The sequence below is a fragment of the Stenotrophomonas sp. YJH_SMC_79 genome, from assembly GCF_059367995.1.
In genome coordinates, this window is record NZ_JCAFRK010000002.1 from 59,154 (window position 1) to 71,627 (window position 12,474).

Below are 12,474 nucleotides of genomic sequence, written 5' to 3' on the forward strand. Positions count from 1 at the left end.
GGGCCCAAGCCGAGCATGGGCTCGGCTCTACAAAACAGCGCTACCGCAGCGGCCTTCGATCAGGGAGAATCGACCGGTCCCCTCCAGCCGACGGGACGTCCTTACAACCCGCCGACTGGAGAGAGCGCGCGTGGAAGCTACCGTACATTTCATCAACAGCATCATCTGGAGCAAGGCACTGATCTTCATGTGCCTGGCCGCCGGCCTGTTCTTCAGCCTGCGCACCCGCTTCATGCAGATCCGGGGTTTCGTCGAGATGTGCCGCCTCACCGTCAAGGGTGAGAAATCCGACGCCGGCGTGTCCTCGTTCCAGGCCCTGGCCATGTCGATGGCCGGCCGCATGGGCATCGGCAACATCGCCGGCGTGGCCACCGCCATCGCCTTCGGCGGCCCGGGTGCCATCTTCTGGATGTGGGTGATGGGCTTCCTCGGCGCGTCCACCTCGTACGTGGAATGCACCCTGGCGCAGATCTACAAGACCAAGGACGCCGAGGGCCGCTACCGTGGTGGTCCGGCCTACTACATCGAAAAGGCGATGGGCCTGAAGTGGTACGCGCTGGCGTTCGCCATCGCCACGATCATCGCTGCCGGCTTCCTGATGCCGGGCGTGCAGGCCAATGCCATCGCCGACAGCATCATCAACGCCTGCCGTGGCACTGCCCTGTGCGGTCCGCTCGATGGCCAGGCCTTCGGCATGGAGTCGGTGCAGGCGCTGAAGCTGGGCATCGGCATCGTCGTGGCCCTGCTGCTGGGCGTGGTGATCTTTGGTGGCGTCAAGCGCATCGCCAACTTCGCTGAAGTGGTGGTGCCGTTCATGGCCGCCGGTTTCATCCTGATGGCCATCGTCATCATGATCATCAACTACGATCGCGTGCCGGAAATGTTCGGCATCATCTTCAAGAGCGCCTTCGGCACCCACGCCGCATTCGGCGCGATGATGGGCCTGGCGGTGGAGTGGGGCATCAAGCGCGGCATCTACGCCAATGAAGCCGGCCAGGGTTCGGGCCCGCACGCGGCGGCCGCTTCGGAAGTCTCGCACCCGGCCAAGCAGGGCTACGTGCAGGCCTTCGCCATCTACTTCGACACCATGATGGTGTGCACCGCCACCGCGTTCCTGATCCTGGCCAGCGGCACCTACAACGTGTACTCGCCGGCAGGTGCCGGCGCCCCGCCGATCTTCCAGGGCCTGGCCGGCATCCCGGAAGGCGCGGGCTACGCCCAGGCCGGCGTGGAAGCGGTGCTGCCGGGCTGGGGCTCGGCGTTCGTCTCGATCGCCATCTTCTTCTTCGCTTTCACCACCATCATGGCGTACTACTACATGGCCGAGACCAACCTCAGCTATGTGAACCACAACAAGAAGCGCCCGCTGACCGTGCTGCTGCTGCGCCTGGGCATCATCGGCATGGTGGTGTTCGGTGCGTTCCACAATGCCACCCTGGCCTGGGCGCTGGGTGACATCGGCGTGGGCCTGATGGCCTGGCTGAACATCATTGCCATCCTCATCATCCAGAAGCCGGCCATGCTGGCCCTGCGTGATTACGAACGACAGAAGAAGCTCGGCCTCGATCCGATCTTCGACCCCGATGCCCTGGGCATCAAGAACGCCGATTTCTGGCGTCAACGCAAGCTGGAGTTGTCCCGTAGTGAATGATCCCTGGAAGAATGCCCGCCGCCCGTCGTCGCGACCGCCGCGGGCCACCCCGCTGCCTCCGCGTGAGGGCGGCACCCCGCCGCCGCCGGGGCGCGGCAACGACGAACTGCGCCTGTATGGCTGGAACGCCGTGCAGGCGCTGTTCGCCAAGCGCCCGCAGGCGCTGCGCAAGCTGTACCTGGTGGACGCGCTGATTCCGCGCATGCAGCCGGTGCTGAAGTGGTGCGTGGCCAACCGCGTGGGCTATCGCGTCGTCGAGGAAGGCGACCTCAACAAGCTGGCTGCCACGACCCATCACGAAGGCCTGGTGGCCGACGTGCTGCGCGCGCCGGTCATGCCGCTGGCACAGTGGCTGGCCGATCTGGAGCAGGGCCCGGCGCTGGCGTTGTGGCTGGATGGTGTCGGCAACCCGCACAACTTCGGTGCGATCCTGCGCTCGGCCGCGCACTTCGGCGTCAAGGCGCTGCTGCTGCCGGCCGGCAGCACGCTGGCGCTGTCCGGTGCTGCCGCACGCGTGGCCGAAGGCGGTGCGGAATCGGTGCCGCTGGTGCAGCTGCCGGAGACCGCGGATGCCATGGCGCAGCTGCGTGCGGCCGGCTTCGGGCTGGCCGCGACCCTCGTTGATGGTGGCGACGACGTGTTCCGTGCGTCGCTGCCGTCGCGTCTTGTGTACGTGATGGGCGCTGAAGGCGAGGGCATGGACCGCAGCCTGGCCAGTCAGTGTGACCAGCAGCTGTCGATTCCCGGCAGCGGTGCGGTTGAAAGCCTGAATGTTGCTTCCGCCACGGCCGTGCTGCTGGCGCAGTGGGCAAGTCGCCGCGGCTGAGTGACGCCCGGTGGGTGCGAACCTTGGTTCGCACCGCTCCTGCCGCTGAGTTCGCCGGGCATGGCCCGGCACTACCGATGCAGGATCTGCGGTGGTGGGTGCGAACCTTGGTTCGCACCGCTCCTGCCGCTGCGTTCGCCGGGCATGGCCCGGCGCTTACCGCATCATTCGTTCGGCGGCGTGGTCGCCTTGGCCTCGCTGCCGAAACTGCCATCGGCTTCCGCCGCCAGGTACGCGAACACGGTGTATGCGGCCACGTTCTGCGCCAGCGCCTTCGGGTCGATCTTGTCCAGCGTGTCGTCGGCGGTGTGGTGCAGGTGGAAGTAGTCCGATCCGTCCTGCGCCAGCCACGCCCACGCACCGCCCTTGGCGGCCAGCGGGCCGACGTCCGGGCCCGGGCCCCCCTTGTCGGCCTGGTACTCGATCCCCAGCGGCTTCATCACTTCGGCAATCTGCCTGGTCGCTTCGCGCGAGCCTTCAGGGTTCGGCGAACCGGTATTGAAGGCATAGATGCGGCCGGCACCGAAGTCACTCTCGGCAGCCAGCTGGTGCAGGGCCACGTCCTTGGCATGCGCCTCGGCGTAGGCCTTGCCGCCGTACAGGCCCTGCTCCTCGTTGGCGAAGGCGATCACGCGGATGGTGCGCTTCGGCGCCTGCTTGAGCAGGCCGATCAGGTGGCCCGCAGCCATGGTGATGCCCACGCCCGCGCCGTCATCCACCGCGCCGGTGCCGAGGTCCCAGGAATCCAGGTGACCGCCGATCACCACCACTTCCTTCGGCAGGCTGCGGCCGGTGATCTCGCCGATCACGTTGTACGAGGTCGCCGTGCCATCCCAGCCGCAGTCCAGCGCCACCTTCACCGTGGTGCTGCCACGGGCCAGCAGGCGCGCCAGCTGGTCGGCATCGGGCACCGACAGCGCGGCTGACGGCACCGGGGTCAGGCCATCGTCAAAACGGGTGATGCCGGTGTGTGGCACGCGGTGCGAATCGGTACCGGCCGAGCGCATCAGGAAACCAACCGCGCCCTTGCGGATCGCCTCGGACGGGCCCTTGCTGCGGATCGCGCCGCCACGGCCATAGTCGCGGCCATCGCGGAACGGCAGCATCTGGTAATCGACGAAGGCGATCTTGCCCTTCAGCGAGCCGGCGGGCGCGGCCTGCAGGGCGGCCAGGTCGGCGAAGCGCACCACCTCGGCTTCCACCGTGCCGCCCGGGCTGCCGCCCAGCGCCGTGATCTGCAGCGGCTGCGGGTTCCTGCCGGTCACGGCAGCATGTTCACTGCGGCGCTCCCACTTCGGGAAGGTCACCGGTTCCTTCCACACCTTGTCGAAGCCCAGTGCCTTGAACTTGGCCTCAGCCCAGGCCACGGCGCGGGCGTCGGCTTCGCTGCCGGCGATGCGCGGGCCGATCTCGGTGGTGAGCGACTCGACCACCTTCCAGCCGGTGTCGTCGGCCAGTGCCTGGTCGCGCAGCTGCGCAGCGGTGGCCAGAGACGCCGGGGGCAGGGTAGTGGTGTGCGGCGCCGCAAAGGCCGGAGCGGCCAGCAGGGCGAGGGAGGATGCGATGGCAAGGACGCGGCGACGCATGGGCAACTCCGGAAGGGACCTAGCCTTGGAGCTTAACAGTCGTTCAGCCCGGCGCATGGGCGGGAGGTCATGGCTGGCGCGAACGCTGTTTTCCGCCATGACCGGCAAAGCGAAAGCCCCGCCGGAGCGGGGCTTTCGTGTGCTTCTGTAGAGCCGAGCCTATGCTCGGCTGCCTTTTGCAGATCAGCCGAGCGTGGGCTCGGCTCTACAGATGGGAGGGACGCCAGTCGGCGCCCGATCCCCTTACTTCTTCAGGCTGTCGCGGATCTCGCGCAGCAGCACCACTTCCTCGGCCGGTGCGGCCGGTGCGGCTTCCTGCTTGCGCGACAGGCGGTTGATCGCCTTGACCACGATGAAGATGGCGAAGGCCACGATCACGAACTGGATGATGGTATTGATGAAGTCGCCGTAGCCAACCACCACGGCCGGAATCTCCTTGCCATCCGGACCCAGGTGGGCCGGCGACAGGGTCCAGGCCAGGCTGGAGAAGTCCACGCGGCCGATCAGGTAGCCCAGCGGCGGCATGATGATCTTCTCGACCAGCGCGGTCACGATCTTGCCGAAGGCCGCGCCGATCACCACGCCGACGGCGAGGTCGATGACGTTGCCGCGCATCGCGAATTCCTTGAACTCGGTGAGCATTCCCATTGTTGTTTTTCTCCGGTGGGGGAAGTGGACAGCGCGCAGGGTAGCGCAGGTGGTGTCAGCCGGCGATCACGCCGTGGCGCTCGGCCACGTTCTCCAGGCGCGCGCTGAAGCGGTCGCCCGGCTTGAGTGCTGCCACGCCGGACGGGGTACCCATGAACACCAGGTCGCCGGCACGCAGCTGCCACAGCTTGGACAGCTCATGCAGGATCTCCGGCACGTTCCAGATCATCTGGTCGAGCAGCGCCTGCTGGCGCACTTCACCATTGACCTCCAGCGACAGGTTCAGCGCGGCCAGGTCGCCGACTTCCTCGGCATGCACGATCTCGCTGATCGGCGCGGAGGCATCGAAGCCCTTGGCTGCATCCCACGGGTGGCCCTTGTCCTTGGCCGCGGCCTGCAGGTCGCGGCGGGTCAGGTCCAGGCCGACGGCGTAGCCGTAGACCAGTGCTTCGGCATCGGCCACGGCCAGCTCGCCTGCGGGCGCATCACGGCCGATCGCCACCACCAGCTCCACTTCGTGGTGCAGATTGGCGGTCGCCGGCGGGTAGGGGATGGCGTCGTCATGGCCGACCACGATCGCATCGGCCGGCTTGCTGAAGAACATCGGGCGGCCACGGTCATCGGCCGCCGGCACCGCCGCGCCCATTTCGCGGGCGTGGTCGGCGAAATTGCGGCCGACGCAGTAGATGCGGTGCACGGGGAAACTGCCGCCACCGGCTACCGGTACACGCGGCAGGGCTACGGCAGGGATCACATCGGAGACATCGGACATGCGGGCATCCAGGAAGGGCGTGCCCGCAGTCTAGAACGCATGGCGCCCGCCGTCAGCGGGCGCGGAGCACGTGGATCAGCGCGAGGCCGGCAGCACCGGCTTGCGCACTACGCGGTACTCGCCTTCGACCACCGTCGGATCGACAGGACGGGCAACGCCCGGCTTGCGCGAGGCCAGCAGCTTCCACGCCAGGCCGACCAGGATCATCGCTGCACCGACGAACACGCCGATGAACACCATCGCCGCCAGGATCGCCAGGCCAAGCAGGCCCACGGCAACGCGCACCAACGGATGGCGCGGCTTGCGCGGCGCGAACAGGGTGCGGAACTGGTTGAAGGCGGATGCGCGATTGAACATGGCGGCTCGATAGGCTGGGATCAGCGAAACCAGAGTATCGGGACGTGCCACTGTCATTGAGTGAAAAACTCGTTAAATATAGCCTGTGCTTATTACGGATCAATGACTTGTGTTCATGTCGCAGCCAGTCACCTGAGCAGGCATGCGACAATTCCGGTTTACCGTCCGAGCCTTCGCCATGACTACCGCCGCTGCCCTGATCGCCCTTGAAGCCATTGCCGATGGCGCGTTTGCCGAGGTCGAAGCGGTGGTCGATGGCGATGCCGAGTCGCTGGTGCTGTACCGCGACGGCGGGCAGGTCCGTGCCTTCCTGAACATCTGCCCGCACGCCGGCCGCCGCCTGGACTGGGCCCCTGGCCAGTTCCTGAAGAGCCGCGAGGGCCACCTGGTGTGCGCCGCGCATGGCGCCTCGTTCGCGCTGGACAGCGGCGACTGCATCGCCGGTCCCTGCAAGGGCGACCGCCTGCGTGCGGTACCGGTGGACGTGCGCGACGGGCAGGTTTACCTGGCTTGAGGCAACCGGCGTGCGAACCAAGGTTCGCACCCACAGGATCAATGGGTATCCCGAGATGCATCCACGCATGGCGTGGATCCACCGTGTCGACCAAGGTCGACACCCACCAGCAGCACAGAATGCCGTTCCGGCAGATGGCAGAAATCTGTCGAAGGCGGGGTGGGTCCGGTTGCGGGGGTGTCCGCGGCATGGATGCCGCGGCCAAGCCCCCATGGACGGGTTCACGGCGTCCCCCGCAACTGGACCCACCCCGCCATCCCACGGAATGCACGCTGTTGCTGTTGCTTCGGCTTCTGCGGGTGCAGGGCGCAGCCCTGCCAACAAACCCCAACCCTCAGAACATCAGGTTGATCATCAGCACCACCACGCAGGTGTAGATCAGCGACAGCGGGCCGCCGACCCGCCACATCTCGCGCGGGGTGTAGTTGGCCGGGCCGGTGATCATCGAGATCACCGGGTTGGAGGCCGTCATCAGATTATTGGACGCCGACAGCGCCACGATCAGCGCGAACGCGGTCGGGTTGCCGCCTGCTGCCAACGCCAGGTTCACCGCAATGGGCACCATCACGATGGTTGCGCCCACGTGGCTGATCACCAGCGAGAACGCCGTGGTCAGCAGCGCCAGCGCCACCTCCAGCACCCACACCGGGATACCGGTGGGCAGCTTGTCGATGGTATGGCCGGCCACCCACGCCGCCGCGCCACTGGAATCCATCGCCCAGCCGAGAGGAATCAGCCCGGCCATCATGAACACCGTTTTCCAGTTGATCGAGGCATAGGCCTCGTCCATGCGCAGCACGCCGGTCAGCAGCATGCCGGCCACGCCGGTCATCAGCGTCAGCGCCACCGGCAGCTTGCTGGTCAGCGCGATCAGGATGGTCAACGCGAAGATCGCCATCGCGATCTTGAACTTGTGCGGTCGCTGCTCGCCGGTCGGGTAGTCAGTCACCACCACGAAGTCGCGGCTCTTGGCCGCCTGTGCCAGGTCGGTCCAGATGCTGTGGAAGACCAGCATGTCGCCGGCACGCAGCTGCACGTCGCGCACGTCCTCGCGGATCACCTGCTTGTCGCGGTTGATCGCCAGCAGGCTGATGCCGCGCTCCTTGCGCAGGCGCAGGTCGGCCGCGCTCTTGCCGATCACGTTCGAGGTCGGCGGCACCACCGCCTCGGAAATACCGGCACGGCTCGGGTTGAACAGGTCACCCAGGTGCTTCAGGCGCGAAGACATGCGCAGGAACTGGTTCTGCGCGAAGTCGTTGATCTGCTCGCGCGGGCCCATTGCACCGAGCACGCTGCCGACCCAGATGCGCATCTCCGCAGGCGGTGCCAGGCGGGTGTCATTGCCGGTCTTCAGCGCCAGCAGCAGCGGGGCATCGTGCAGGTTCTCCGCTTCGCCCAGCGTCATGCCCACCAGCGGGCTTTCGGCACTGACCACCAGCTCGAACACATCGCCTTCGATGCCGTAGGTCTTGGCGAAGTAGCTCTCGGTGCGTGCCGGCGTGACGCCGTCGTTGACCAGGCTTTCTTCTTCAACCAGCTTGCGGTCGCCGTAGTAGCGGAAGTACAGCAGCGAGGCGATCAGCAGGGCCACACCGATCGGCAGCGGCGCGAACATGCGCAGCGGCTCGATGGTGGCCAGGCCCGAGGGCAGGTTGTTGTTGGCCGAAGCCAGCAGGTCGTTCAGCAGGATCAGCGGCGAGTTGCCGACCATGGTCAGCGCGCCGCCCATCACGATCGCTGCCGAGATCGGCAGCAGCAGGCGCTGCAGGGTCAGGCCCGTGCGCGCTGCCAATCGCGAGGCGACCGGCAGGTACAGCGCCATCACCGACGGGTTCTGCATGAAAGAGGAGTTCAGGCCGGCAATGGCCGTGGTCATCATCAGCAGCCGCTGCTCTACGCCGTGGCCGCGCCGCAGCAGCCAGGCCGCCAGCCGGTTCAACGCCCCGGTGCGGTCCAGGCCCGCACCGAGGATGGTGGTGGCGATGATGCTCATCACCGCGTTACCGGAGAAACCGCCGAAGATCTCCTCCGGCGCGATCAGGCCGGTGACGCCGAGCACCACCAGCACCACCAGCGCGACCACGTCGGCGCGGATGCGCTCGAACAGGAACATCGCCATCGTGAAGCCGACCAGCCCGAGCACGAGCTTCATGTCGTTGGTCAGCGTCAGCGCGGTATCCATGTGGGGCGCGGCGTCCTCAGGCGATGATCAGGTGCGGTCGTACAGCAGGTCCCAGACGCCGTGGCCGAGCTTCTGGCCGCGGGTCTCGAAGTGGGTCTGCGGGCGCCAGTCCGGGCGCGGCACGCTGCCCCGCGGGCCGGCACGGTTGACCAGGCCGGCGGTGGCATCGAGCACGTCCCACATCTGTTCGGCGTAGTCTTCCCAGTCGGTCGCGCAGTGCAGGCGGCCACCCGGGCGCAGCTTGCGCACCAGCAGGTCGGCGAACGCCGGCTGCAGCAGGCGGCGCTTGTTGTGGCGCTTCTTGTGCCACGGGTCCGGGAAGTAGATGCGCACTTCATCCAGCGCGCCATCGGCGATCTCGTTCTGCAGCACTTCCACCGCATCGTGGTGGTACAGGCGCACGTGGTCGGCGTTGTCGTCGGCCAGCGCGTTCAGCAGGCGGCCCACGCCCGGGGCGTGCACCTCGATGCCGATGTAGTCGCGCGACGGATCGTGCTGGGCGGCGAAGCGCAGCGCGGCGCCGTTGCCGAAGCCGATTTCCAGCACCTTGTGCGCCGGGCGGCCGAAAGTGGCGTCCAGGTCACGCGGCTGGCCGTTGTAGTCGATGCCGAAGCGCGGCCAGCGTTCGTCGAACGCGCGCTGCTGGGCGGGAGTGAAACGGCCCTGGCGCAACACGAAGCTGCGCACCTCGCGGCGGCCCTCGCTGACGGTGAAGGGCTTGGGCGGGGCCTTGGAACCGGCGCTGTCAAATGGATTGGTCATCAGCCGATCAGCCCATCCACCGGAGAAGAGGCGCTGGCGTAGCGCTTGCGCGGGATGCGTCCGGCCAGGAAGGCTTCGCGGCCGGCCTCGACCGCCTTGCGCATGGCGCTGGCCATCAGCACCGGGTGGCGCGCACCGGCAATGGCGGTGTTCATCAGCACGCCGTCGCAGCCCAGCTCCATCGCAATCGCCGCATCCGACGCGGTGCCCACGCCGGCGTCGACGATGATCGGCACCTTGGCGTCTTCGATGATCTGCAGCAGGTTGTACTTGTTCTGGATGCCCAGGCCCGAGCCGATCGGCGCGGCCAGCGGCATCACCGCGGCGCAGCCGATCTCTTCCAGGCGCTTGGCCAGGATCGGGTCGTCGGAGGTGTAGACCATCACCTCGAAACCGTCCTTGACCAGCTGCTCGGCGGCCTTGAGGGTCTGCACCACGTCCGGGTACAGCGACTTCTGGTCGCCCAGCACTTCCAGCTTGGTCAGGTTGTGGCCGTCCAGCAGCTCACGGGCCAGGCGGCAGGTGCGCACGGCATCTTCGGCGGTGTAGCAGCCGGCGGTGTTGGGCAGGATGGTGTAGCGCTCCGGCGGCAGCACGTCGAGCAGGTTCGGCTCGCCCGGGTTCTGCCCGATGTTGGTGCGGCGGATCGCCACGGTGACGATCTGGGCGCCTGCAGCCTCGGTGGCCAGGCGGGTTTCTTCCAGATCCTTGAACTTGCCGGTGCCGGTCAGCAGCCGCGAGCCATAGGTCTTGCCGGCGATCACCAGCGAATCGGGGGAGACATGAACGTTCATGGCGCGATTATCGCCTATCCGCCTGAAGATGGGATCACGCAGAGGGTGGGGAAGAGTGGGGTCAGATCCCTTTGCCATCGGCAAAGGGATCTGACCCCCTGGGTACACGGACAGCTTCAGCCCCCGCCCAGCGCGTGCACGATCTCGACCACATCACCCTCGGCCAGTACATGTTCGCCGTGGCGGCTGCGGCTGACGATCTCGCCGTTGACCTCCACTGCCACCCGGCGCTGCAGCAACTGCTCGGCCTCGAGCAGGTCTTGGAGGGTCGCCGAAGCGGGCAGGGTGCGGGGTTCGCCATTGAGCTGGATGTTCATCGCCGCATTGTCGCCGATGGCCTGCGCGGATCGGAATCCCTGCAAATTTCATTGATCGCCAGCCCCGGCACAGCATGGTCCAGCGCCCTCAGGCGACAATCCATGCGGCGGCGCAGCGTGAGCAAAACGCAGCGCAGTGAAACCATTCACCGTGCGCCGGCGTACGTCCGCCGGGTCCTCAACGATATCCCCACAGGAGTTTTTTACATGCTGCTCAGCAAACGCCCGATCCGCTCCCTGATGGCGGCCGCGATCGCGCTGGCCGCGCTTCCGGCCATGGCAGGCGAATCCCCGTATTCCAAGGCCGTGTTCTTCGGTGACAGCCTCACCGATGCCGGCTACTTCCGCCCGTTGCTCGATCCGGGCGTGCAGCCGGTCACCGGCCAGTTCACCACCAACCCGGGCTGGGTGTGGTCGCAGCAGGTCGCCAATTACTACGGCCTCAACGGCGGTGCCAACGGCAACGGCCAGAAGGGTGACAACTATGCTGTCGGTGGCGCCCGCGTATCGGTCGACGAAGCGGGTGGCCTGGGTGCCATTCCGTCGCTGAAGTCGCAGGCTGCTCGTTACCTTGCCGCAAATGGCGGCAAGGCTGACGCAAACGCCCTGTATACCGTCTGGGGCGGTGCCAACGACCTGTTCGCCGCCGCGGGTAATCCGGCGCAGGCGCAGGCCATCATCGGCGCGGCCGTCACCGACCAGATCGCTCTGGTCGGCGCGCTGAAGCAGGCTGGTGCACAGTACGTGCTGGTGCCGAACCTGCCGAACGTCGGCCTGACCCCGGCCTTCCGCGGCCCGAACGCGGCCACCGCCACCGCGCTTTCGGCCGGCTACAACAAGGCCCTGTACGGTGGCCTGAAGCAGGCCGGCATCGAGTTCATCCCGCTCGATACCTTCACCGTGCTGGGCGAAGTGGCAGCCAACCCGGCGATGTACGGCTTCACCAACGTCACCAGCACCGCCTGCAGGATCGATCCGAACAACTCCACTGCAAGCATCATCGGCTGCAATCCGACCAGCTATGTCAGCCCGGATGCGGCCAACACCTATCTGTTCGCCGATGGCGTGCACCCGACCACGGCGGGCCACCAGCTGCTGGGCCAGTACGCGGTCTCGGTGCTGGAGGCCCCGCGCCTGCAGCAGGTGCTGAGCCACTCGGCGCAGACCATCGGTCGTTCGCGTGCCGATCAGGTCAGCATGCACCTGGGTGGTCGTCCGGCCGACGGCCTGTCCTGGTGGGGTGGCGTGCGCGGTGACCTGCAGCGCTACGACCACGCGGATCTGTACGACGGCCTGGCGCCGGCCGGCCTGTTCGGCATTGACTGGGCGCGCGACGGCATGGTGTTCGGCGGCTTCGCCGGCTTCGGCCGCCTCAACGCCGATTTCGGCAACAGCCGTGGCGACTTCACCCAGAAGGACACCACCGCCGGTCTGTTCGCCGGCTGGTACGGCGATCGCATCTGGGTGAATGGCCAGGTCAGCTACACCTGGCTGTCGTATGACGTGAACCGCAAGGTCCAGCTTGGCCCGGCCACCCGCGAGCACGGTGGTTCGCCGGACGGCAGCAACCTGACCGCCGCCCTGAACGCCGGTTACGAGTTTGGCACCGAAGGCGGCTTCCGCCACGGCCCGATCGCTTCGGTGATCTGGCAGAAGGTGAAGATCGATGGCTACACCGAAAGCGCTGCGGCCGGCACCCTGGCCACCGCGCTGGGTTACGACCGCCAGAACGTTGATTCGACCGTTGGCCGCATCGGCTGGCAGGCCCGCTTCGATGGCGGCACCCTCAAGCCGTACGCGCAGCTGACCTACGACCATGAGTTCGAAGACACCAAGCAGGCCAGCGCATGGCTGCAGACCCTGCCGGAACTGGGCAGCTACCGTGTGCCGGGCCTGAAGTTCGACAAGGACTACGCGACCGTCGTGCTGGGTGCCCGCACCGAACTGTTCGGGCTGCAGAGCAACTTCGGCCTGAGCGCTTCAGCCGGGCAGAAGCGTGCCCAGGACGCGACGCTGTTCGCCAACTTCAGCGGCACCTTCTAAGCAGCAACCGCCGGGCCGGAGC

General features: G+C 67.0%; 12 protein-coding genes. 4 read left to right on the top strand and 8 right to left on the bottom strand.

Going from position 1 to position 12,474, the window contains the following annotated elements; genetic code table 11:
• The first annotated feature begins 130 nt into the window (after window positions 1-130).
• A complete protein-coding gene (locus AC5P57_RS07125) occupies window positions 131-1,651 on the top strand; it encodes an alanine/glycine:cation symporter family protein (RefSeq protein ID WP_262234628.1) in 1,521 nt (506 codons plus the stop codon).
• Window positions 1,644-2,477, top strand: coding sequence for a TrmH family RNA methyltransferase (locus AC5P57_RS07130; protein WP_262234629.1), 834 nt, complete (start codon window positions 1,644-1,646; stop codon window positions 2,475-2,477). Before AC5P57_RS07125 ends, AC5P57_RS07130 begins: the two co-directional genes overlap by 8 nt.
• A 164-nt stretch (window positions 2,478-2,641) precedes the next feature.
• Here the strand turns inward: AC5P57_RS07130 and AC5P57_RS07135 are convergent, their stop codons facing one another.
• The 4 genes from AC5P57_RS07135 to AC5P57_RS07150 all read right to left on the bottom strand — a co-directional run bounded on the left by AC5P57_RS07135 (window position 2,642) and on the right by AC5P57_RS07150 (window position 5,840).
• Window positions 2,642-4,063, bottom strand: coding sequence for a M28 family peptidase (locus AC5P57_RS07135; protein WP_111687607.1), 1,422 nt, complete (start codon window positions 4,061-4,063; stop codon window positions 2,642-2,644).
• Between the two features lie 243 nt (window positions 4,064-4,306).
• Complete coding sequence (gene mscL, locus AC5P57_RS07140; RefSeq protein ID WP_014038282.1) at window positions 4,307-4,711, bottom strand: large-conductance mechanosensitive channel protein MscL; 405 nt, start codon at window positions 4,709-4,711, stop codon at window positions 4,307-4,309.
• 55 nt (window positions 4,712-4,766) lie between these two features.
• Complete coding sequence (locus AC5P57_RS07145; protein ID WP_099553762.1) at window positions 4,767-5,483, bottom strand: fumarylacetoacetate hydrolase family protein; 717 nt, start codon at window positions 5,481-5,483, stop codon at window positions 4,767-4,769.
• 75 nt (window positions 5,484-5,558) lie between these two features.
• Window positions 5,559-5,840 (bottom strand): hypothetical protein, encoded by a 282-nt coding sequence (locus AC5P57_RS07150; protein ID WP_005410817.1) that lies wholly within the window; start codon window positions 5,838-5,840, stop codon window positions 5,559-5,561.
• A 178-nt stretch (window positions 5,841-6,018) separates the two neighbouring features.
• On the opposite strand from AC5P57_RS07150, the gene AC5P57_RS07155 reads away from it, so the two are divergent.
• Window positions 6,019-6,354, top strand: coding sequence for a Rieske (2Fe-2S) protein (locus AC5P57_RS07155; RefSeq protein WP_099553760.1), 336 nt, complete (start codon window positions 6,019-6,021; stop codon window positions 6,352-6,354).
• Window positions 6,355-6,688: 334 nt separating this feature from the next.
• Here AC5P57_RS07155 and AC5P57_RS07160 read toward each other — a convergent pair whose 3' ends face one another.
• The 4 genes from AC5P57_RS07160 to thiS form a co-directional block, all read right to left on the bottom strand.
• The gene (locus tag AC5P57_RS07160; RefSeq protein WP_088026937.1) at window positions 6,689-8,536 is read right to left on the bottom strand and encodes an SLC13 family permease; all 1,848 of its coding nucleotides are present in this window, start codon (window positions 8,534-8,536) and stop codon (window positions 6,689-6,691) included.
• Window positions 8,537-8,563: 27 nt separating this feature from the next.
• Window positions 8,564-9,298, bottom strand: coding sequence for a tRNA (guanosine(46)-N7)-methyltransferase TrmB (gene trmB / locus AC5P57_RS07165; RefSeq protein WP_008268324.1), 735 nt, complete (start codon window positions 9,296-9,298; stop codon window positions 8,564-8,566).
• Window positions 9,298-10,092: a thiazole synthase gene (locus AC5P57_RS07170; RefSeq protein ID WP_005410813.1), complete on the bottom strand. Its 795-nt coding sequence runs from the start codon at window positions 10,090-10,092 to the stop codon at window positions 9,298-9,300. Before AC5P57_RS07170 ends, trmB begins: the two co-directional genes overlap by 1 nt.
• 116 nt (window positions 10,093-10,208) lie before the next feature.
• Window positions 10,209-10,409, bottom strand: coding sequence for a sulfur carrier protein ThiS (gene thiS / locus AC5P57_RS07175; RefSeq protein ID WP_262235181.1), 201 nt, complete (start codon window positions 10,407-10,409; stop codon window positions 10,209-10,211).
• Between the two features lie 207 nt (window positions 10,410-10,616).
• On the opposite strand from thiS, the gene AC5P57_RS07180 reads away from it, so the two are divergent.
• Window positions 10,617-12,452, top strand: coding sequence for an autotransporter outer membrane beta-barrel domain-containing protein (locus tag AC5P57_RS07180; RefSeq protein WP_099553755.1), 1,836 nt, complete (start codon window positions 10,617-10,619; stop codon window positions 12,450-12,452).
• The last annotated feature ends 22 nt before the right edge of the window (window positions 12,453-12,474 follow it).

Excerpts from the sequence above, each read along its gene's own strand:
- AC5P57_RS07135 (WP_111687607.1), bottom strand. The coding sequence starts at position 4,063 with ATGCGTCGCCGCGTCCTTGCCATCGCATCCTCCCTCGCCCTGCTGGCC.
- mscL (WP_014038282.1), bottom strand. The coding sequence starts at position 4,711 with ATGGGAATGCTCACCGAGTTCAAGGAATTCGCGATGCGCGGCAACGTC.
- AC5P57_RS07145 (WP_099553762.1), bottom strand. The coding sequence starts at position 5,483 with ATGTCCGATGTCTCCGATGTGATCCCTGCCGTAGCCCTGCCGCGTGTA.
- AC5P57_RS07150 (WP_005410817.1), bottom strand. The coding sequence starts at position 5,840 with ATGTTCAATCGCGCATCCGCCTTCAACCAGTTCCGCACCCTGTTCGCG.
- AC5P57_RS07155 (WP_099553760.1), top strand. The coding sequence starts at position 6,019 with ATGACTACCGCCGCTGCCCTGATCGCCCTTGAAGCCATTGCCGATGGC.
- AC5P57_RS07160 (WP_088026937.1), bottom strand. The coding sequence starts at position 8,536 with ATGGATACCGCGCTGACGCTGACCAACGACATGAAGCTCGTGCTCGGG.
- trmB (WP_008268324.1), bottom strand. The coding sequence starts at position 9,298 with ATGACCAATCCATTTGACAGCGCCGGTTCCAAGGCCCCGCCCAAGCCC.
- AC5P57_RS07170 (WP_005410813.1), bottom strand. The coding sequence starts at position 10,092 with ATGAACGTTCATGTCTCCCCCGATTCGCTGGTGATCGCCGGCAAGACC.
- thiS (WP_262235181.1), bottom strand. The coding sequence starts at position 10,409 with ATGAACATCCAGCTCAATGGCGAACCCCGCACCCTGCCCGCTTCGGCG.
- AC5P57_RS07180 (WP_099553755.1), top strand. The coding sequence starts at position 10,617 with ATGCTGCTCAGCAAACGCCCGATCCGCTCCCTGATGGCGGCCGCGATC.